The 22,120-nt window shown below is 33.3% G+C and carries 12 protein-coding genes; 1 reads left to right on the forward strand and 11 read right to left on the reverse strand.

The genetic code is table 11. From position 1 onward, the window contains the following. Positions 1–33: 33 nt before the first annotated feature. From bglX to JC605_RS01615, 10 genes are all read right to left on the reverse strand, one after another. Positions 34–2,262, reverse strand: coding sequence for a beta-glucosidase BglX (gene bglX, locus JC605_RS01570; RefSeq protein WP_198854569.1), 2,229 nt, complete (start codon positions 2,260–2,262; stop codon positions 34–36). Between the two features lie 11 nt (positions 2,263–2,273). Further along, a complete protein-coding gene (locus tag JC605_RS01575) occupies positions 2,274–3,698 on the reverse strand; it encodes a glycoside hydrolase family 30 beta sandwich domain-containing protein (protein ID WP_198854570.1) in 1,425 nt (474 codons plus the stop codon). 1 nt (position 3,699) lies between these two features. Continuing rightward, on the reverse strand, positions 3,700–4,539 hold the full coding sequence (locus tag JC605_RS01580) for an endonuclease/exonuclease/phosphatase family protein (protein ID WP_198854571.1): 840 nt from the start codon (positions 4,537–4,539) through the stop codon (positions 3,700–3,702). Positions 4,540–4,695: 156 nt separating this feature from the next. Continuing rightward, the gene (locus JC605_RS01585; protein WP_198854572.1) at positions 4,696–6,438 is read right to left on the reverse strand and encodes a cellulase family glycosylhydrolase; all 1,743 of its coding nucleotides are present in this window, start codon (positions 6,436–6,438) and stop codon (positions 4,696–4,698) included. 18 nt (positions 6,439–6,456) lie between these two features. Continuing rightward, on the reverse strand, positions 6,457–7,926 hold the full coding sequence (locus tag JC605_RS01590) for a glycoside hydrolase family 30 beta sandwich domain-containing protein (RefSeq protein WP_198854573.1): 1,470 nt from the start codon (positions 7,924–7,926) through the stop codon (positions 6,457–6,459). A gap of 28 nt (positions 7,927–7,954) precedes the next feature. Further along, entirely contained in the window at positions 7,955–9,406 is a 1,452-nt protein-coding gene (locus JC605_RS01595) for a glycoside hydrolase family 30 beta sandwich domain-containing protein (RefSeq protein ID WP_198854574.1), read from the reverse strand. A gap of 91 nt (positions 9,407–9,497) precedes the next feature. After that, positions 9,498–10,952, reverse strand: coding sequence for a glycoside hydrolase family 30 beta sandwich domain-containing protein (locus tag JC605_RS01600; protein WP_198854575.1), 1,455 nt, complete (start codon positions 10,950–10,952; stop codon positions 9,498–9,500). Between the two features lie 150 nt (positions 10,953–11,102). After that, positions 11,103–11,984 carry a hypothetical protein gene (locus JC605_RS01605; protein ID WP_198854576.1) on the reverse strand — a complete coding sequence of 294 codons (882 nt, stop codon included), beginning with the start codon at positions 11,982–11,984 and terminating at the stop codon, positions 11,103–11,105. A gap of 29 nt (positions 11,985–12,013) precedes the next feature. Beyond that, positions 12,014–13,522 (reverse strand): RagB/SusD family nutrient uptake outer membrane protein, encoded by a 1,509-nt coding sequence (locus JC605_RS01610; protein WP_198854577.1) that lies wholly within the window; start codon positions 13,520–13,522, stop codon positions 12,014–12,016. 14 nt (positions 13,523–13,536) lie between these two features. Beyond that, positions 13,537–16,647: a TonB-dependent receptor gene (locus JC605_RS01615; protein ID WP_198854578.1), complete on the reverse strand. Its 3,111-nt coding sequence runs from the start codon at positions 16,645–16,647 to the stop codon at positions 13,537–13,539. Between the two features lie 1,207 nt (positions 16,648–17,854). Between JC605_RS01615 and JC605_RS01620 the strand changes: the two genes are divergently transcribed. Next, entirely contained in the window at positions 17,855–20,734 is a 2,880-nt protein-coding gene (locus JC605_RS01620) for a triple tyrosine motif-containing protein (RefSeq protein WP_198854579.1), read from the forward strand. A 40-nt stretch (positions 20,735–20,774) separates the two neighbouring features. Here JC605_RS01620 and murF read toward each other — a convergent pair whose 3' ends face one another. Further along, positions 20,775–22,061 (reverse strand): UDP-N-acetylmuramoyl-tripeptide--D-alanyl-D-alanine ligase, encoded by a 1,287-nt coding sequence (murF, locus tag JC605_RS01625; RefSeq protein WP_198854580.1) that lies wholly within the window; start codon positions 22,059–22,061, stop codon positions 20,775–20,777. Between the last annotated feature and the right edge of the window lie 59 nt (positions 22,062–22,120).

A 22,120-nucleotide genomic window follows, 5' to 3' on the forward strand; every position in this document is an offset into this window, starting at 1 on the left:
GGGGCCTTTTAGGACCCCGTTTTTTGTTAAAACTTAATCTGCTAATTCAAAATCAGATCTCAATTTAATATCTGCCGATGAAGTTCCGATCATTACTTCAAAATCTCCTGGTTCAGCAACCCATTCTAATTTATTATTGTAGAAAGAAAGTTTCTCTTTGTCTATTGTAAATTCGATTGTTTTAGTTTCTCCAGCATTTAATTTCACTTTCTGGAAATCTCTTAATTCTAATACTGGTCTTACAACAGAACCAAATTTATCTTTCAAGTACAACTGAGCTACTTCTTCTCCAGCTACTTTTCCGGTATTTTTCAATTGGAAAGAAACTTTAATAGTTTCGTTGCTTTTTATTTTGGTAGAAGAGAGTTTCAAACCAGAATAATCAAACGTTGTATAACTTAACCCATATCCAAAAGGAAATTTCGGAGAGTTCTTCAAGTCGATATAAGCCGAAACGTAATTTGTTGAATTTTCGTCTTTAGCAGGTCTTCCTGTACTGAAATGATTGTAATAAATTGGCACTTGTCCTACTTCTCTCGGAAAAGTCATAGGTAATTTTCCAGACGGATTATAATCTCCAAACAATACATTTGCAATTGCATTTCCTGCTTCAGTGCCTAACCACCAAGTGTATAGAATTGCTGGAACATTATCTGCAGTGTAATTAAAAACTAATGGTCTTCCAGCATTTATTAAAACTACAACTGGTTTTCCTGTTGCCATAACCGCTTTTACTAAATCTTCTTGAACTCCTGGCAAATGAATATCGCTTCGGCTTTTTGCCTCACCGCTCATATCGTGTCTTTCGCCAATACTTAAAATTACAACGTCAGCTTGTTTGGCTGTTTCAACTGCTTCTGCAAAACCGTCTTTATTGTCGCCAGTAACATCACATCCTTTTGCGTACAATAATTTAGTGTTTTTGCCTACTTTATTTTGTAAACCGTCCCATTGCGAAACTACCCATTGATCGTATTTTACTTCTGGAAGTTCAACAGCCCAAAATCCCATATTGGCTTTGTACTCTTTTACCATTGGTCCAATGAAAGCAATTGTTTTTACACTTTTAGAAATTGGTAAAGTCTGGTTTTCATTCTTCAATAAAACGATACTTTTCTCTGCCATTTCTCGAGCCGCTTTTCTGTGCTCTAAATTGTTTAATGCTTTTTCTTCGCGTTTTGCATCAGAATATTTATAAGGATCATCAAATAGTCCTAATTCGAATTTCTTACGAAGAATGCGTCTTACAGCATCATCAACTAAATCAACAGAAACTCTTCCCTCTTTTACTAATTGAGCTAAATTATAACGGTAAGCATTGCTTTCCATATCCATATCGCTTCCTGCAGTAATTGCAGAATAAGCCGCTTCTTTGAGATCTTTAGAGTAACCGTGAGCTACCATTTCGCCAATTGATCCCCAATCTGAAACTACGAAACCTTGAAAGTTCCATTTTCCTTTTAAGATATCTCTTTGCAGATGTGCATTTCCTGTTGCCGGAATTCCGTTAATATCATTGAACGAATTCATGAATGTTGCTGCACCAGCATCTAAAGCTGCTTTAAAAGGAGGCAAATACGTTTCCCAAAGCATTCTTTCGCTCATGTCAACAGAGTTGTAATCTCTTCCTCCAACTCCTGCTCCATAAGCAGCAAAGTGTTTTACGCAAGCCATAACCGAGTTTAAATCTCCCAATTTATTTCCTTGAAAACCTTTTACTCTCGCATAAGCAATTTTAGAACCTAAATAAGTATCTTCTCCTGCACCTTCCATTACACGTCCCCAACGAGGATCACGACTGATGTCTACCATTGGAGCAAATGTCCAATGAATTCCGCTTGCCGCAGCTTCTGTTGCTGCAACTCTTGCTCCTAATTCGATTGCTGCTAAATCCCAACTTGCCGCTTCCGCTAAAGGAAGAGGAAAAGTTGTTTTGTAGCCGTGAATAACATCTTGTCCAAACAACAACGGAATTTTAAGTCTTGACTGCATTGCCAATTCTTGATATTGTCTGGTATATTTTGTTCCTATAATATTTAACATCGAACCAACTAAACCTTGTTTGATTTCGGCTTGTTTGTTCGGGTTAATGGTAATTGGTCCAGTTGCCTGATTATCGCCAGTGTATTGATTCAGCTGGCCTACTTTTTCTTCAATTGTCATTTTCTTCAACAGATCATTGACTTTCTGATCTATTGACTGCTGCTGTGCCGACGCAATAAGCGAAAGCATAAACAGCGTAACTGTGGTTATTCTTTTCATAGTTTAAGTTTTTACCAAACGTAAGTAGCTACTGCTCCAGCATTTAGTGTGGTTGTGGTTTGTTTTTGATTGTATTTAATATTAAATGTTTCTGCCGAAGCTCCATCATTTTCTACAATTAAAACAGTTTGACCTGATGGAGTTTTGAAAGCTACATTATATAAGTTGCCTGCAATATTACTACCAATTCTTACCGAACCTTCTGGAACAAATTTAGAAGCGTGTCCGATAATATAATATCCCACTTCTCTTTTGATGTTTTGATTTTGATCAATCATCAAAGCTCCTTTACAGGTTGAACATCCTCCTGGCGTAAAAGGTTTGTAGAATTCATCATTTGCTAATCCCCAAGAAAGTGCATTTTTACTCCAGTTTCTCATAGAACCAATAACCACATTTTTCACGCTCCATTTTAAATCAGTTTCAAAATTGGTTCCTGTTCCTGTATATTGTTCTGTAAAATACAAGTCTTTATTTGGAAATTCATTATGAACAGTAGTCAAAGCACTAATATCTCCTTCGTACAAGTGAAAAGCTGATCCTGCTACAAACGAATTTGCTTTTGGATCTCTTAAAATTGTCAAAGGATATTCTGGTTTATTACAGTTGTGATCGTAAACAACAATTTTGGTTTTGATTCCAGCTTTCGCGAAAGCAGGCCCTAAATTATTTCCAATAAAATCTGCTTGCTGCTCTGCCAACATCAATAAACTTGGATTGTTTCCTGGGTGCAAAGGCTCGTTTTGAGGCGTTATAGCGTCAATAACAATTCCGTGAGATTTCATTGCTTGAATATATTTCACAAAATATTCTGCATAAACTTGATAGTATTTTGGCTGTAAACTTCCGCCTTTTGAGCTTCCGTTGTCTTTCATCCAAACTGGTGGAGACCACGGAGAACCCATTATTTTAATTTTAGGATTTATAGCTAAAATTTCTTTTAAAACCGGAATTACATCGTCTAAATCTGGTCCAAGATTAAAATGTTCCAGTTTCAAATCGGTTTGTCCTTCTGGCATATCATCATACGAAAAAACTTTTTCATTCAAATCAGATGCTCCAATACTTATTCTTAAATAACTTAAACCAATTGCGTTGTCTTTTCTTGAGAATAATTCCTGAAGTAAAGCTTCTCTTTTTGGCTTATCCAATTTTTTAATGGCTTGAGCACTTCCTCCTGTTAATGAAAATCCGAAACCTTCTACGGTTTGAAATTTTTCAGCTGGATTTACTTCAATAGTCTGATTTGAATTTGTTTCTGACGCAAAAGCTAAATCAGTTTGTTTTTTAAGTTTTGAGGTCTCGTCTGTAGTGGTAATCCAAGAAGAAACTTTTCCAGTATTTTTTACAGCATTTGTTGAAGATCCACAGTTGAACTGCATTGCAATTAATGGCAGTAAAACTAGAATTTGAAGTTTTTTGTTGATGTTTTTCATGTTAATCTATTTCTATTAAGACAGGCAAATGATCTGAGGGATATTTTAAATCTTTAGAATCACTTAACACTGCGTGTTTTTGAATTTTTAGACCACTCTTTTTTGAAATAAAAATATAGTCTAACAATAATGTTACGGGTTCATTGTGTTTAAAATCGTTGAAAGTTCCTGAAGGTCCAAAAGGTTTTTCTATTGAAACGTCTTTAGTATCATCCATCAATTTCTTGATTTCTCCAATTTGCGTTGTATTGGGTTCAGAATTGAAATCACCCATTAGAAAAGCAGGATAATTTTTTGTATTCAATTCTTTTATTTTAGAAAGAGCAAGCTGTACGCCTTTAACCCTTGCTTCTTCTCCCATATGATCTAAATGCAAATTGAAAACCCAAAATGACTTTTTAGTTTTTAAATCTTTAAAGAGTCCGTATGTACAAACTCTGTTGCAGGCTGCATCCCAACCTCTTGAAACTACGTTTGGGGTTTCAGATAACCAGAAAGTATTTGATTGCTCAACTTTAAAACGGTCTTTTTTGTAATAAATCGTACAAGCTTCTCCTAAACCTCCTTCTTCTCTTCCTACTCCGAATTTGTTATAATTTGGCAAAGCCGATGCAATATCTAAAACTTGATTTGGCGTTGCTTCCTGAACTCCGAAAATGTCTGGGCTGTAAAAACCAATTTGAGATGTAAAATAATCCTTTCGGTTTGGCCAAGCATTTTCTCCGTCTGAAGCAACGTCCAAACGGATATTATATGTCATAATTTTTAAATTCTGACCATAAAATGAGTTCACGGTTAAAAGCAGAATTACTGCAAAAACAAGTTTGTTTATCTTTTTCATGTTAAAAAATTTTAATCTTGTAAAGCTAGTGTTTACGAGGCTTTAAAGAGAAAAATCTATTTAAAAGTTATGTTAATTGTATACTCGTCCATAATCATTTTCATCTTTTTATTATTTAAATGATTTATTTAATATTAAAGCAACTATTATTCTTTTTTACTTCTTCGTTTTATTAATAGCAAAGTCAAAATAGTTCAGATTAAAACCTCCTTTTTCAAATACAACTTTTACTTTGTTTGAACCCGATTTTAATGCTATATCAGATAAAATGACAGTCTTCCATTTATTGTCTCCAGCAGTTGCAGAAAGTGTAATTTCTTTAGATTTTATTCCATCAATTTCTACATACAATTTCCCTTCAGCTTTTTCGCTTGAATAACGAATAGCAACATTATAATTTCCCTGTTTTGCATCAACGGTATATTGAATCCATTCTCCATCTTCGATAAATGAAACTTGATAACCGTTTGAATCTTTGTCTTTACAAGGCAAAATATCAACTCCGTCATTTCTCATGCTGTTGCCAAGATTCCATCTTTCATCTTTTCCGGTTACTGATCTATAATTTACAAAATCATTGTCGAAGTAAGCTTTTCCATTGGTTCCTAAATCATAGTACGTTGCAGCAATTTTTCCTGGAACTGTATTCTTTTTGTATGGTTTTGTATCGTCTGTTTGCACTTGTCTAAACATGGCATCTACAACATCTGGTTTAACGGTTACGTTTTCCATTTTATAATTGTCCGCTATTTTCATCAATGTTTTTTTAGCGAATTCTGGAGTTGGTTTTTGGCCGCCGTCTCTCCAATATTTCAAGAGAACATCATACTCTGGAATTTTAGTAACAGAGGCTACTCCTGCAATGTTGTCTATTTTTTTCATTGGCCAGAAAGCCCACCCAATATTGTTACTTTCAACTAAAGTCAAAACATCTTTGAACCAAACATTAGAGTTTTCTCCACTTTCTCCCATCCAAATTGGTACATTGTATTTCTCTCTGTAACCTAACATCGTTTCGATTGAAGCTTTGTCATTATAGTTCCAATATTTGTGAAAGCTTAAAGCTAGATTATCATCCCAAAGAGGAAAAATTCCGTTATAATTATTTCCCCAGCAATTTCCTTCAATAAAAATTAAATGATTTGTATCTACTTCACGAATGGCTTTTGTAACAGCAACCATTAAATCTCTTAAAGGTCCGTTTGAATTTTCGTCGCAACCATTTTTGTTTGATCCGGTAAAATTCCAGTTTGGTTCGTTGATAATATCGTACGCTCCAATCCAAGGATTATCTCTGTATCGAGAAGCCAGTTTTTTCCATAAAGCAATCATTTTTTTCTGATTGGTCTCACTTTGCCAAAGTCCAGGTTTTGTGGTATCAAAATCTGAAATCGCAGCATCATTTCCTTGTCCGCCAGGAGCTGCGTGTAAATCTAAAATCAAGTAAATTTTATTTTCGGCACACCACTTCAGTAAATTATCTGTCATGGTGAAACCTTCTTCAATCCAAGTGATTTCTCCATTTTTCTCCTGCTCGATTGGCGGAGTATACAAATTGTAATGCATAGGAAGACGAATAGAGTTGAATCCCCATTTTGCTAAAGAGTCAACATCTCGTTTCGTAATTCCGTTTGCTTTGTATGCCGCATAGAATTCTTTTGTTCCTTCTTCGCCGATAACTTCCTGTATTTTTTGTCTAATTTGATATTGCGGACTAGCAAATGGTTGAGTCTGTAACATATAACCCTCTTGCACCATCCATCCACCAAGACCCAAACCTCTTAAAAGAACATTTTTACCATTTCCATCTACTATTTTTTGTCCGTCTCTATGCAAAAAGCCTTGTGCCAAAGAGGCAATCGAAACAAAAAGCAACGATGTTAAAAGTATTTTTTTCATATAAAATAGTTTATCAGATTATTTCCAAGTATAAGTCCCAACAGATCCTCCTTCAAGAGAAGTTGTAACCCATTTTCCATTGAATTTAATATTGAAAGTTTCTGTTTCCGAACCATCATTTTCTACAATTAATACTTTAGAACCTGAAGGCGTAATGAAAGCAACATTCTGTAAGTTTCCTCCTGAGTTACTTTGTATTCTTGTAGATCCCATTGGAACAAATTTTGAAGCATGTGCAATAATGTAATACCCTACATTACGCTCAAAACTATCTCCTGAAGTTATAGTTATAGCACCTTTACACATATTACATCCGCCATCTGTATGAGGACCAAAACTTGAATTATTAGCTAGATTCCACTCTAATGCATTTTTACTGTAATTTCTCATCGATCCGATAATTACATTTCGAAGATGCCATTTTAAATCGCCATCAAATTTCCCATCAGAAGAAGTCCATTGTTCTGTAAAATATACGTTCTTAGTCGGATAAGAATTAAAAACGTTAGTTAAGGCACTAATATCTCCTGCGTATAAATGAAAAGCCGATCCGTCTACAAATGGAAATGCATCTGCATCTGCCAAAATTGCTTTTGGATAATTTGGATTATCGCAGTTGTGGTCGTAAGCAATAATTTTTACGTTTAGATTTGCTGCTTTAAATGCTGGGCCTAAACTGTTTTTAATAAAAGCTCCCTGATCTGAGGCAGACATATACATACTTGGATTGTTTCCGTCATGCAAAGGTTCGTTTTGAGGAGTTACAGCATCGATTGTAATTCCTTCTGCTTTCATCTGCTGAATATATTTTACAAAATATTTAGCGTATACATCATAATACTCTGTTTTCAGTTCTCCTCCTTTAAAACTAGCTACGTCTTTCATCCAAATCGGCGCAGACCAAGGTGTTGCCAAGATTAAAATCTTTGGATTTATGACTAAAATTTCTTTTAGCATAGCAATTAGAGTTTTGTCTTTTTCTAAACTAAATTTTTCTAGGTTTAAATCTGTTTCGCCAGCAGCAAGATCGTCGTAAGTAAACGGTGTTGCATTTAAATCTGAAGCTCCAATACTGATTCTTATGTAGCTAACTCCAATTGAATTTGCGCCAGAACCAAACAGTTCCTGCAAAAGAGCCGTTCTTTTAGCTGCGTTTAGCTGGTTTATAACCTCCACACTTCCTCCTGTTAAAGTATATCCAAAACCATCAATGGTCTGATATTTTTGATTGGCATTTACTTCAATATTAGCATAAGTATTTGTTGTTGTACCAAAACCCAATATTCCCGATTGTTTTGCCAATAAAACAGTCTGATTGCCTTTTGTTAGCCAAAAATCAACATCGTTTGTAACTACTACTGGAGGTGTCACTGGAGGATCTACAGGCGGATTTTCTACTGGATCACTTGAAGAAGAACATTTTACTTGAGCCAATACGGCTGCCATAAAGAAAAATGCTTTTATGGTATTTTTTAAATTGAATTTCATTTTTTGCGGTTATTTAGTTAGCTGACAATTAATAAACAATTGTCTGTATAGCGTGTGCCGGAATTGTAATTGTTGTTTTTTCTGTTTGATTTTCTAAAGAATAAACAATCTCTTTTTCAGATTGATTCATCACTACAGTAATCAATTGTCCGTCAGAATTTTTAAAAGATGTGCTTAATAAAGATTTGTCGCTTATGGTTTCAAGTACTCTTTTTGCATTGGGTCTAATGAATTTTGAAAAATGCCCAATATAGTAGTACATTGGCGTATAAATTAACTCATCTTTTGTTATGTCGGCATGAATAGGCGCAAAACAGAAATTTCCAACATGATTTGGTCCTCCTTTTTGATCTAGAAGAATATTCCAATCTGTCCAACCAACAGTTCCGTTATTAAAATCATTAATTATATTAATTCCGTAACGCTCTGCATTTCCCCAAAATTGATATTTTGTAGCATCAAATTTTTCAATACAGCCTTCTGTAAAAAGAAGATTTTTATTTGGAAAAGCTTCATGAACTTTTGCAACAGATTCGAATTGAGGTGGCCCTCCATTCCAAGTTTCATACCAGTGAAATCCAATTCCCCAAGCATATTTAGAAACTTCAGGATCTGAGAAAACAAGATTGGCTCTTTTGATTAACATATCTCCTCGATTATGATCCCAAATAATAACATTTTTAGCCCCCAAACCTTCTCTCTCTAAAGTTGGCCCAAGGTAATTTTTAAGAAAATCTCTTTCTGCTTCTGGAGTGTAAATACAAGATTCCCAACTTTGTTTGGCCATTGGTTCGTTTTGAACTGTCAATCCCCAAATTGGAATTCCTTCTTTTTCGTACTCTTTTATAAACTTCGTATAATATAGTGCCCAAGATGGAGCAAATTCAGGCAACAAAACGCCGCCGTGCAAAATATCATTATTGTCTTTCATGAAAGCTGGGGGACTCCATGGACTAACAAATAAGGTTAGTTTTCCGCCGGCTGTTTTAATTGCTTTTTTAATTAGTGGAATTCTATATTTGCGATCGTGGTTTATATTAAAAGTCTTTAGTTCTTTGTCTCCTTCAGCAACATATGTATAGCTATCACTGCTGAAATCACAGCTGTGAATGTTTGTTCTAGCCAAAGTATACCCAATACCTTTGTTTTTATCGTAATAAGCAGTTAAAAATTCCTGTTGTTTTTTAGGCGATAATTTTGCAAAAACTTCTGCACTTGCATCTGTAATTGCTCCTCCTATTCCGAGAAAGGTTTGGTCTGTTTTTCCAGTATTTACAATAATAGATACTGTTGATGTTTTTTGTTGTGTAGTGTTGTTCTTCGAAATAAAATCATTTGATAATGATAATTTCAAATTGGTATTTTCGGCAGTAGTATAAACCTTTATTTTACTGTTTTTTTGAGCTGTTATTTTTGAGGTAAAACAGCTTAATTGTATTAGAACAAAGGCTGATAAAAATATTTGTGAGGTAACTTTCATGTTGCTTAAATAATCGTTTTAAAATTAAAAGCAAGAGAAGACTAAAATGGATGATTCAAATTAGTCCTCTTCATTACTTTACTGCAAAATATTAATAAACAAGTGTTTGTATAGCATGTGACGGAATTTTCACTTCTGCCTTTTTATCACCAATAATTAAATTGTATGTAAGATCATTGGCTGATTGGTTCATGACAATAGTTGCCATTGTTCCGTCAGCATTTAAAAAAGATGTGCTTAATAATGCGCTTTTACTTGCAGCTGTACTTACACGAACTGCATTTAAGCGAATGAACTTTGAAAAGTGTCCAATGTAATAATAAGATGGAGTGTAAATTAATTCTCCAGTTGTTGTATCTGCATGAATTGGTGCGAAACAGAAATTTCCAACATGATTTGGACCTCCATTCTGGTCTAGAAGAATATTCCAGTCTGTCCAAGCCACGGTTCCGTTATTAAAATCATTAATCATGTTAATTCCATAACGCTCAGCATTACCCCAAAATTGATATTTTGATGCATCAAATTTTTCGATACAACCTTCAGTAAACATCAGTTTTTTGTCTGGATAAGCTTCATTTACTTTCCCTACGTTATCAAACATTGGTGCACCGCCAGACCAAGTTTCGTACCAGTGAAATCCCATTCCCCAAACATATTTTGACGCTTCAGGATCTGAATAAATTACATTGGCGCGATAATTCATCAAATCACGGTTATGATCCCAAACGATAATTTTTTTATCTCCAAGATTTTCTTTTTTCAAAGTTGGCCCAAGATAATTTTTGATAAAATCTCTCTCAGCTTCAGCTGTATAAATACAAGATTCCCAAGTCTGAACCGCCATTGGTTCATTTTGAGTAGAAGTTCCCCAAATCGGAATGCCTTCTTTTTCGTAAGCTTTAATAAATTTTACATAAAAATTAGCCCAAGTTTGGTAGTATTCAGGAAGTAAAGTTCCTCCTTTTAATACATTCTTATTGCTTTTCATAAAAGCATTTGGTGACCAAGGCGCAACATAAGTTGTCAATTTTCCACCAGCTTTTTGAATGGCTTGTTTGATTAAAGGAATTCGATATTGTCTATCGTGATCAATAGAAAAAGTTTTCAGATCTTTATCTCCTTCTTCGATATAAGAATAGCTTCCACTGCTAAAATCAGAACTTTGAATTGTTGTTCTTAGCAAAGAATAGCCTATACCTTTTTGCTGATCGTAGTAAGCATTTAAAAATTCTGCTTGTTTTTCTTTTGAAAGTTTAGCAAATATTTCGGCACTAGCATCTGTGATAGCCCCTCCGATTCCCATAAAAGTCTGAAACTTTTTAGATGGTTGGACAAAAATAGAATTTTCGGTTTCTAGAGGTTGTTTTGCGGCAGAAAAAGTCAAATTATCTGTAGTAGTTAATCGTAACTTAGAGTTTTCTGCAGTAGTATAAACGGTTATTTTTTTACCGTCGGTTGTGAACTCTTTTTTTGTTTTTGGCTGTTGTGCAAAAGCTGCAACAGAAAACAAAAGGCATATAATTTTTAGACTATTTTTTTTCATTCGCTTCTAATTATAATGTTTTTAAATTGAAGTTTAGAAGAAATCAAAAAAATGAGTTCTACCATTGAAGGATTTAAAAAATAGCCCATACTCATAATGATTATGGGCTATTTACAACCAAACTTAAACTTAAACTTAACTTAATCTTTATTATTTTGCTCTCATTTCAATTCTTCCAATTGTAATTCCATCTTTTGTAAACTTATTACCACTACCACCACTTCTGATAACTAAATAAATTTTACCTGTTGTGTCGAATTTAACTACATTAGAAACTGAAGCCGTTCTGTCATTTTTAACACATCCAACAATTGACAGTCTTCCTAAAAATGCACTTTTAGCACAACCATCCCAAGTACTCAATCCCATAACTTTGTTGTCTTTGTACTCAACACCATCTACAGGGACTGTTTTACCAGCATATACTTCAAACCAAGTTTCGTCAGATCCGCTTGGAGATGAAACCAACATATCAATTGTATATTCTTTATCTTTTACAACATCAATTGCTTGGTAGATACCTTCTTGTGCACCTCCTCCAGCAGAGTGAATTGTTGCGCTTCCAGTTTCAAAAGACCAAAAAGCAGCCCCTGTCGGACTTAATTTTGCAGATGTCCATTGTGCAATGTCAGCAGCATTATTAAAGAAACCGCCTTTTACTAAATTAGGTTTCGCTGGATCTGAAGTTTCTACTACAATTGGATGAGACACATCTGCACTTGCTCCTCCTGCTCCAACTGCAATATGTTTAACAGTGTAAGTACCTGCATCTGGCAAAACGATTTTTTCAGTCATTTTCCCTAAGTAAGGCCCATATCCAATATCCCAATAAGAATCAATAACTCCTTTTATTTGAGATGTTAGCATATAGGTGTTTACTTCTCCTGCAACAGGTGTTATCGTAAACGAAGGATCAACATTTGTAGCCAAAAGAGGGTTCTCATTAACTTCTTCGCTACAGCTGTTTAGTGTTCCTAATGCTAAAACTAGCATTAGGTATACACTTTTTCTAAAATATATATTTAGGTTCATTTCTTTTTATTTTGGTTAATTAGTAAATACTATTGGTAATTAGGATTTTGTTTTAATTTAGTACCGTTAAGTTCTGTGTACGGAATTGGGAAAATCTCATCTGTTCCAGCATCAAAACCTCTATCAGATAAAGCTGCTGCTGCATCTCCCCATCTTACTAAATCAAAGAATCTATGTCCTTCACCCGCTAATTCCATTCTTCTTTCGTGCTTAATAGCTGCTAATGTTACAGGAACAGGAGTTAATCCGGCTCTTTTTCTAACCGCATCAAGTAAAGCTTGTGCTCTTGTTCCAGATCCTAACGCTTCTGCTTCCATTAAGTAAGTATCTGCAAGTCTGATTACATAAGAGTTTTGTTTGTAGTTCAACTCTGAGTTACCTCCACCTGTACTAACATCTGTCTGTCTTGGAAGATATTTGTTCAAGAAATATCCAGTGTCTTGGTAAGCTGGAATATAATCTGCTTTTCCTGCTGCTTTTAATGCTTTTAAATCAAGAATTGTAGCATCCTTACGTGGATCACCTTGCATTGCATCATATAATTTTTGAGTTGCAACGTTAAATGCCCATCCTGCTGGAAGATCTGGAGCATCAGAACCTTTTGGTCTAGAATATCCTCTTGGCCCAACCATGATGTTTAAAGAGTTTCCTTCATCTTTACCTTGTCCCCAGAATGTCCAATCAGAGTTACCAGCACTACTGTGAGATACTTCAATTAATGATTCTGCGTTAAATTTGTTTGATGTAATCCATAAATCACTAAAGTGATCTAACAATTTATTACCGTATTGGTTCACTGCTCCAGGAGTACCGTTTACTTCTGCTAAAACAGCTGCTGCCTGAGGGTTTTTACCTTCAAACAAATACACTTTTCCTAAAAGCGCTTGAGCAGCTCCTTTGTTAAATCTTCCAGCCTCAGTTTTTGCATCCACTTTATTTGGTAAAGCAGCAATAGCTTCTGTCAAATCTTTTTCTATTTGAGCATAAATTACCTCTGGAGCAACTTGCTCAGGATTATAAATTGTTTCTGTAGTTAACGGCTCTAAAACTAATGCAAGGTTTTTGAACAGTCTTACTAAATTGAAATAGTAAAATGCACGTAAAGTTTTAGCTTCAGCTGCAAATCTGCTTCTTACTCCATCATTCATTGAAGCTGCTGGTAATTTAGCGATCAACATATTTGCTCTAGAAATACCTTGGTAATGATCGCTCCAATAGCTACCTGGAATAGTAATTGAAGTAAGTGAGTGTGTAGAGAAATTCTGGATTCCGGTTCCGTCTGTAGAACTACCTCCACCAGCATAAAAATCATCAGAACCAGCATTTAGCATCGCTACTAAGTTTTCAAAACCTCCTGTATTTTTTCTCAACGGATCGTAAACTCCAATTAAAGCCGCATAGCATTGTTGCTCATTAGAAAAATAGGTACTTGTATCGAATTTTCCTTTTGGATCAATAGTCACAAAATCTTCAGAGCAAGATCCTAGAACAGCCATTGCCACGGCTACATATATATATTTAAATTTTATCGTTTTCATGATTCTTTAATTTATTAAAATTGAACGTTAGCTCCAAACAGAATAGATCTTGCTTGCGGATAAACTCCTTTATCTATACCAAAAACTTGACCTCCAATTTCTGGATCATATCCAGTGTATTTTGTAAAAGTGATTAAGTTTTCTCCTGTTAGGTAAAAACGTAATTTATCTGCTCCAATTTTAGATGATAAACTAGCTGGCATTGTGTAACCAAGAGTTACAACTTTTAAACGCAAATAGTTTCCATTTTCAAGATAAAAATCAGACATGTTAGTGTAATTTTTATTTGGATCATTATTTGTTAATCTTGGATAATCGTTTGAAGTTCCTTCTCCAACCCAACGCTCTAAAACTTTAGTTTGATAGTTTGCATTAAGTACATCTAGTCTTCTTAAACCTTGGAAGATTTTGCTTCCTGCAGCACCTTGAGTAAATGCCATAAAGTCAAAGTTTTTGTAATCTAAGTTTACTGTAAAACCAAAAGTATATTTAGGAATATTTGTTCCTAAGAATTGTTTATCGTCATCAGTAATTTTTCCATCTCCATTAGAATCTACCCAACGGAAATCTCCAGGTCTAGCATTTGGTTGCATTAAAGCTCCATCTGCATTTTTATAAGCGGCAACTTCAACTTCATTTTGGAAGATTCCAGCTGTTTTAAATCCGTAGAATTCGTTAAATGAGTGTCCAACTTGTGTTCTAGTTACAGGTCCCATAGATTGGAAAGTAGCATCTCCAACAATGAAATTAGTAGATGAACCTACGTAAGTAATTTCGTTTTTCAAGTAAGCAAAATTCGCATTAACACCTAAATTAAAATCTCCAAGTCTTTTCTTGTATCCTAATTCAACCTCAAAACCTTTATTATCCATATCTGCAATATTTGCAGAAGGTGCATCAACTACTCCAACGTATCCAGGAATTACAATATTTCTTAAGATTCCTTTTGTTGTTTTTTTGTAGTAATCAAGTGTAAGAGTAAAATCATTAAATAATTTTGCATCAAGACCTACAGTTGTTTGAGATGTTTCTTCCCATCCTAAGTTTGCATTAGGCAAAGTAGAGTTTCCGTATCCTGTAGTAATGTCTCCTGTATTTCCAACAGCATAATTGTAACCTCCAACAACCAACGCTCTATATTTAAAATCATCAATGTTATCGTTACCCACAACTCCGTAACCTCCACGTAATTTTAAAGTATTAACTACATTGTTTTCTTTCCAGAAGCCTTCTTTAGAAAGTACCCATCCTAGAGAGAATGAAGGGAAAACCCCCCATTTTTTGTTTTCACCAAAACGAGTTGATCCATCACGACGAACGATTCCTGTGAAAAGATATTTCTCCATGTAGTCGTAGTTAGCACGTAAGAACAACGAAGCCAATTTGTGCTCTACTTTATCGCTTGTTCTAGTTGATCTGTCAGATTGAGGAACATCAAAATTCCAAGAAGCATCTTTGTAACTTGTAATTGGAAGACCAAACATTGTCGTTCCGATAGTAGTTCCAATATTTTCAACATAAGCTCCTTGTCCAGCTAAAACACTAACGTTATGATCTCCAAATTTGTTAGCATAAGATAAAGTATTCTCAAGAGTCCAAGAAAGCGCTTTTTCGTTGTTTTGATTATAGTTATTTCTATCAGCTTTCATGTTTGGGTTTAAGAAGTTAACCGGAGTAAACATTTCATTACCCCAATATGCTAACTTACCACCAAGTGTTGTTCTAAATTTTAAATGACTTGTAATGTTAGCCTCTAAGTAAGCATTACCAACAAAATCATCTGACCAATCATATCCTCCTAATCTAGTTTGAGTATATGCTAAAGGGTTCGTCATTTCTTGTTGTACTAAAGAAGAAATTCCGTAAGGATTACCGTTTGCATCTCTAATAACATTTGGATTTGTATAGTAACCTGTATTTGCAACAGCAGGATCAGTAACCACTAATGGAGTAAGCGGATCTAAATTAACTGCTGAACTTAAAGGTCCTCCAAACTCACTATTTACGTTACCAATACCTTTAGTTTTTTGGTGTGTATATCCAAAAGTCTGTCCGAAAGTAAAGTAATCAGAAATTTTGTGTGTTGAGTTTAATCTGAAGTTTTTCTTTGTATAATTAGAAATATCAGTAGTAACGATACCTTCTTGATCTTGAATTCCGAATGAAGCGTAGAAAGTAGATTTTTCACCACCACCACTAATGCTTAACTCGTGTGTGTATCTGAAAGCAGAGTCATTAAAAATTGCATCTTGCCAGTCTGTACCTTTACCGAAAGAAGCTGGATTTGCATATTTAATACCACCACCATCATTTAAAGATTTTTCATTCATAAGAGTTGCATACTGAGTAGCATTCAACATATTTAATCTTCTAGCTGGAGCAGAGATACCTGCAAAACCATTATAGTTTACAGAAATTTTCCCTGATTTTCCTTTTTTAGTAGTAACTAAGATAACCCCAGTAGCCGCACGAGTACCGTAGATTGCAGCAGAAGCAGCATCTTTAAGTACCTCGATAGATTCAATATCAGATTGATTAATAAAACCAACTGCACCAGCATCTACAGCAATTCCGTCAACTACCCATAAAGGATCATTTCCACCTTCTCTAAAGGTAGTTATACCTCTTACACGAACTTTTGAAGCTGCACCCGGCTGTCCAGAAGTAGCTGCAACAGAAACCCCCGCTACTCTACCTTGCAAAGACTGTTCAACACGTCCGTTTGGCACTTTTTCAAGATCAGCTGCTTTTACACTAGAGATTGCACCAGTTACAACAGATTTCTTTTGAGTACCATATCCAACAACCACAACTTCATTTAAAGTTTGTGATTCTGGTTTCAACTGAATAGTAATTTTTGTTCTACCATTTACTGCTTCTGTTACTGTAGTGTAACCAATAAACGTAATTGTTAATGATCCATTTGAAGGTACCTGCATCTGGAATTTTCCGTCAAAATCTGACGCAGTAGATTTAGTAGTACCTTTTAATAAAATTGTTGCACCTGGAACAGGCATACCAGTTTCATCTTTAATCATTCCATTTACTGTGACATCCTGAGCCACAGCGATAACCGAGAATAATAAAGATGAAATACAAAAAACAAGTAATTTTGTTAATTTCATTTTTCTAAAAATTTTGGTTAATTAATTAGTAATTTGATGCAATACTAAAACTAAATTTTTACTTTTCACATCTTAAATTCACTACAAAAACACATCAAAAACAAAAAAATAATATTATAAAAACACATCAAAAAAATAATAATTAGCTGTTTTTCAACAGTTTAATTGAATAAAAAATAATGCTAAAAAAAAGTTAATTTCAAAAAATAACACTACATCATATTATAAGAACAAATAGTTACTTTAAACCATCAAAACTACAACGTGGTAGTAAGGCAAAAAGAAACATAATAAACTAAAATACAGATGATTACATTTAAAAAAAAATGATTTTTTCTAAATTCTAAAAAATAAAGAATATGATATTTTTACCTCACTTTTTTTTCATTTTTAATAATTATTTTTAACTACAGAAAATTCTTATTTTAAAGTATTTTATAGGAAATAATTTACTTTTAAGCTGCTATTTGAAGCTTAGTCTTAAAAAATAATGAGGCGAAATATTAAAAAAAAGCCTTTTTTAACGCAAAAAGAGAACCGAAATCTATTATGAAGAAATTGCGATTTAATTCAGTCATCTATTTTTAAAAGCATTTTTTTTAAACAAAGAAGTATTTCTACATGCATTTCAGTAGCAACAATAAGGATTGGTTCTCAAACCAAACTTAAAGCATCCTGATTTTACTTAGCCCTTTCAATACTGACTTAAAGAAATTGGAATGAAATACATCCTCAAAAATTGCTCTATTTTTTCAACTCTTTAAGGTGTGCTGTTATTAAATACGTAGAAACATCTCTAATCTGCAAATGTGGGAAGTAAAGAGCAGTTAATTCTAAATACAAGAATTTTATAAATTTCATTTTTCTAAAATTTTGGGCTAATTAATTACTAATTCAATACAATGCTAATATTGAACTTTACTAAATTCATATTTAGAATCTTTACAAAAAACACTTCATGCTAAATAGTAGTATATAACAAAAACACTACATTTTTATTTTTAAAACACTCATTTTATGAATATTACATTTTTCAAAAATTTGTTACAAAAATGTTAATTAAAAAAAATGTATATTACATAGGTTTACAGTATATAATTACTTTATATTTTTGAAAAAACAAAAAAATACATTTTATCACAATTGATAAATCAATAACATAAAAGTCAAATAAGCTTACTTATAATAAAAACATATTTAAAATATTATGAAATTTACAATTCGGCCTTTTACGCTAATTTTATTACTATTCTTATATTTAAAAGGTTTTTCACAGGTAAAAAATATTGGAATTCCAGATATAAAAAATTATAAAAGATCTGAATATAAAGGTGGAACTCAAAACTGGAGCATCGATCAGGACAAAAACGGAATTATTTATTTTGCCAACAATAGCGGATTAATTCAATTTGATGGTTCAAACTGGCATAAATACTCTTTGCCAAATAAATCAGAAATTAGAAGTTTAAAAATTGATGCTTTAGGAAGAATATTTGTTGGAGGAAATAACGAATTTGGGTATTTTAAAAATGATGAAAGAGGAATTTTAAAATATCATTCTCTATACAATCTATTAAGTCCAACAGACAAAGAAAACATCAACCTTATATGGAGGATCCATATTTTTAATGGAGAAGTCATTTTTCAGTCTTTTAGCAAAGTGTTTTTTCTAAAAAACGAAAAAGTCACAACACTTACCGCTCCTCATAACTTTCAATTTTCATTCTTAGTAAATAATCGTCTTTATTTTCAAGACAAAACATTAGGCTTACTTGAATACAAAAACAGAAAACTTACAGCAATTAAAGGCACCACTTTTTTTAATGACAAAGAGATATGGTCTCTTTTTCCATTGCCAAATAATAAATTGCTTTACGCTACTTTAGAAAAAGGACTTTTTGTATCTGAAAATGGTGTTATCAAACCATGGGCAACAGAAGCCAACGAATTCATTAAGAAAAATACTTCGCTTGGCGGATCTATTATTAAAAACAAATTTATAATACTTAACTCTGTATTAAATGGGGCAATTATTTGCGATTTGAACGGAAAAATAATCCAGCACCTGAATAGACAAAAAGGCATTCAAAACAATACAATTTTAGCTTCTTTTGTTGACAACAAAGGCAATATTTGGCTTGGCCTTGATAATGGTATAACATTTATAAACGAAAATTCGCCTTTCTCATTTTTTGACTACAGTTATAACATAGGAACAGTATACGCTTCAACAACCTACAACGGGAATCTTTATGTTGCAACAAACCAAGGACTGTTTTATCATACATGGGGAGGCTCATTTCAAGATAGTCCATTTACAAGGGTCGAAGGAACGATCTCTCAAGTTTGGAATATTCAAGTCTTAAATAATGTATTAATATGTGCAAGTAATAGCGGGGCGCTGATAATTGAAAACAATAGAGTTTCAAAAATTTTAGACAATAAAGGATACTTTGGATTCAAAAAAATTCCTGATCACGAAAACTATATTATTGGCGAAAGTTATAACGGATTTTCAGTCTTTAAACGATCTGCAACTGGTTACGATTATTTACATCAAGTAAAAGGATTTGATGAAACGACCAACAATTTTTCTGTAGAAATAGATGCCAATTATTTATGGCTAAAGAAAAACCCGTTCCTGTACCAGGTAAAATTATCTGAGGATTTGGAACGATTCGATTTTATAAAAAAACATGTTAACATATCTGAGAAGTATAAGGGAATAAACAGTCTACAGAACATCAACGGTAAAGTTTATTTTCAAGCAAAAAATCATTTTTTCAGATATTCTGTAGAACAAGAAGCATTTTTTGAAGATAAAAAAATGACAAATCTATTTAACGGAATCCCAACTATTAACACTGTAATTGAAGATTCTTCTGGAAATCTATGGTATGCATTTAATGAATCAATTGGTGTATTAATTAAAAACAAAAACGGAACTTTCACTAAGAAACAAGCTATTTTTTCAAACTTAACTGGAAATTTGGTAAACAATTATATTTCTATAAACGCGATAGATCCTCAGAACATTTTTATTGGATTAACAGACCGTTTGGCTCACTATAACTCTACAATTCCAAACACTTTTATGACAAAACCAAAAGCTTTTATTGAAAGCTTTTCGAATCCTGGAGATACTATTTTAACGGGCAATTTGACCCGAAAACTAGAATCATATAGCATTCCTTATAAATATAATCGTGTCAAATTTACTTTTGCGTCTCCAACTTACGAAAACCAGGAAAACGTAATGTATTCTTATAAGTTAGAGCCTTTTGAAGAAAACTGGCGAGGCTGGTCGCCTACAGCAATAAAAGAATATACCAATTTAAGAGAAGGCAATTATGTAATGAAATTAAAAGCCAGAAATAGTTACGGCATAGAATCTAACATTACTGAAGTAGAATTTACTGTATCGCCGCCGTGGTACAGACACTTTTTGGCTTATTTGTTCTACCTAGTACTCATTTTACTTGGTGCATATTTAATTTCGGTTAGAATTAAACTTAAGATTAGAAAAAACAGGTATTATGAAACTATAGAACAAAGAAGACTGTATCTTGAAAAGGAATCTAAAATCAGACACGAGCAACATGATTTGGAAAAAGAAATTGAAAAACTGAAAAATGATAAGCTCCAAATTAAAATCTTAGCCAAAGACAAAGAACTGGTTAACAATTCCTTACAAGTTGTAAAAAAGAATAAAGTTCTAAACGGAATCATTCATAAACTAAAAGATATTGATACTGGAATCTTAGATGAAACCACTAAAGCTGAATTTAGCAAACTGCATAAAAGCATCGTAAAAGAAGTAAATACCGACAAGAGTTGGAAAGACTTAGAAAAACACATTAAAAACGTTCATTTTGAATTTTTGAAACGATTAAAAGGGCAATATCCAACTATTTCTCCACGAGAATTAGATTTATCTACTTATTTATTAATGAATATGTCAACCAAAGAAATAGCTGAAATTATGAATATTTCAACAGGCGGAGTGGAATTAGCCCGTTATCGTTTAAGAAAAAAATTAGGGTTAAACAAAAAAGAAAACCTAATCGGATTTTTAATGAGTATTTAAAAGAAAAGCCATTCAAGTATTTGAATGGCTTTTCTTTTTTTTATTGAATATAATCTAAAGTTCGCTCTAAGGCCATACCTCGAGAACCTTTTATTAGTATCATATTAGAACCAAATTTGAATGTTTTCAAAAACGCTGCGAAAGCATCGAATGTTTCGAAAAACTGAATATTTTGATTCGAAATCTTATTAGCAAAAAATGCTTTCCCTATTAAAAAAGATAGAGCGTGATTTTGATCTGCTAAAGAGTCAACTATAACTTTATGTTCATGAAGACTTTCATCACCTAATTCGAACATATCTCCAAGAATCATAATTTTATTTTTCTTGTCTAATTGTAGAAAATTCGTAATCGCGACAGCCATACTGCTTGGATTAGCATTATAAGCATCTAGTATTATCTCATTCGAACCTTTTTGCATCATTTGAGATCTATTGTTTGCCGGAATATAATTCTCAATAGCGCTCTTGATATCGCTTTCTTTTACATCAAAATATTTACCTATTGCTGCAGCCGCATTTATATTATTAGCATTATAAAGACCAATTAAGTGAGACTCAATTGTGAAATCATTGTAGTCAATAGCAACAAAAGGATTTGCTGTAATGTTTTGGATATTTAAATCCGCATTTTCTTTTTTTACTCCAAAAGTAAACGCCTTTATACCTTTTGATTTCTCAATCTGAATTGGATCTTCCAGATTTACAAAAACAGTTTTTTGATTTGTTGCAAGATACTGATACATTTCGCTCTTGCCAGCAATTACACCTTCAACTCCACCAAAACCTTCCAAATGTGCTTTTCCGAAATTAGTAATATACCCAAAATCAGGCTGTGCAATTTGGCAAAGAAATTCGATTTCTTTTTGGTGATTAGCCCCCATTTCAACAATTCCGATTTCTGTCTCTTTCGTAAAAGAAAGTAACGTTAATGGCACTCCAATATGATTGTTTAAATTGCCAATTGTCGCTTTTGTTCTAAATTTTTTCGACAATACAACATTGATCAATTCCTTTGTTGTAGTTTTCCCGTTGCTACCTGTTAACGCAACAATTGGAAGCGCTAAATAAGTACGGTGAAATTTGGCCAATTCCTGAAGCGTTTCTAGACTGTTTTTTACCAAAATCGTTCTGTTATCAACAAAGTAAGATTCGTTATCAATAACAACAAATAAAGCACCTAAATCTAAGGCTTCTTTAGCAAATGTATTAGCGTCAAAATTCTCTCCTTTGATAGCAAAAAACATAGAATTCTTTTCAATTTTTCTTGTATCAATAGACAGCGAACTGCATTGTAAAAATAAGTTATGAATGTCCTGAATATTCATTTATAATTTTTTTAATATGTCATAAAAGTAGAAAAAAACAACAAAAAAATTCCAAATTC

It is taken from the genome of Flavobacterium sp. IB48 (genome assembly GCF_016405855.1).
Classification (GTDB): Bacteria; Bacteroidota; Bacteroidia; order Flavobacteriales; family Flavobacteriaceae; genus Flavobacterium; species Flavobacterium ginsengisoli.

Bases quoted from the DNA above. Each gene is read 5' to 3' on its own strand.
- JC605_RS01590 (WP_198854573.1), bottom strand. From the start codon at position 7,926: ATGAAATTCAATTTAAAAAATACCATAAAAGCATTTTTCTTTATGGCA.
- JC605_RS01605 (WP_198854576.1), bottom strand. From the start codon at position 11,984: ATGAACCTAAATATATATTTTAGAAAAAGTGTATACCTAATGCTAGTT.
- murF (WP_198854580.1), bottom strand. From the start codon at position 22,061: ATGAATATTCAGGACATTCATAACTTATTTTTACAATGCAGTTCGCTG.
- JC605_RS01620 (WP_198854579.1), top strand. From the start codon at position 17,855: ATGAAATTTACAATTCGGCCTTTTACGCTAATTTTATTACTATTCTTA.
- JC605_RS01585 (WP_198854572.1), bottom strand. From the start codon at position 6,438: ATGAAAAAAATACTTTTAACATCGTTGCTTTTTGTTTCGATTGCCTCT.
- JC605_RS01575 (WP_198854570.1), bottom strand. From the start codon at position 3,698: ATGAAAAACATCAACAAAAAACTTCAAATTCTAGTTTTACTGCCATTA.
- JC605_RS01580 (WP_198854571.1), bottom strand. From the start codon at position 4,539: ATGAAAAAGATAAACAAACTTGTTTTTGCAGTAATTCTGCTTTTAACC.
- bglX (WP_198854569.1), bottom strand. From the start codon at position 2,262: ATGAAAAGAATAACCACAGTTACGCTGTTTATGCTTTCGCTTATTGCG.
- JC605_RS01610 (WP_198854577.1), bottom strand. From the start codon at position 13,522: ATGAAAACGATAAAATTTAAATATATATATGTAGCCGTGGCAATGGCT.
- JC605_RS01600 (WP_198854575.1), bottom strand. From the start codon at position 10,952: ATGAAAAAAAATAGTCTAAAAATTATATGCCTTTTGTTTTCTGTTGCA.
- JC605_RS01595 (WP_198854574.1), bottom strand. From the start codon at position 9,406: ATGAAAGTTACCTCACAAATATTTTTATCAGCCTTTGTTCTAATACAA.
- JC605_RS01615 (WP_198854578.1), bottom strand. From the start codon at position 16,647: ATGAAATTAACAAAATTACTTGTTTTTTGTATTTCATCTTTATTATTC.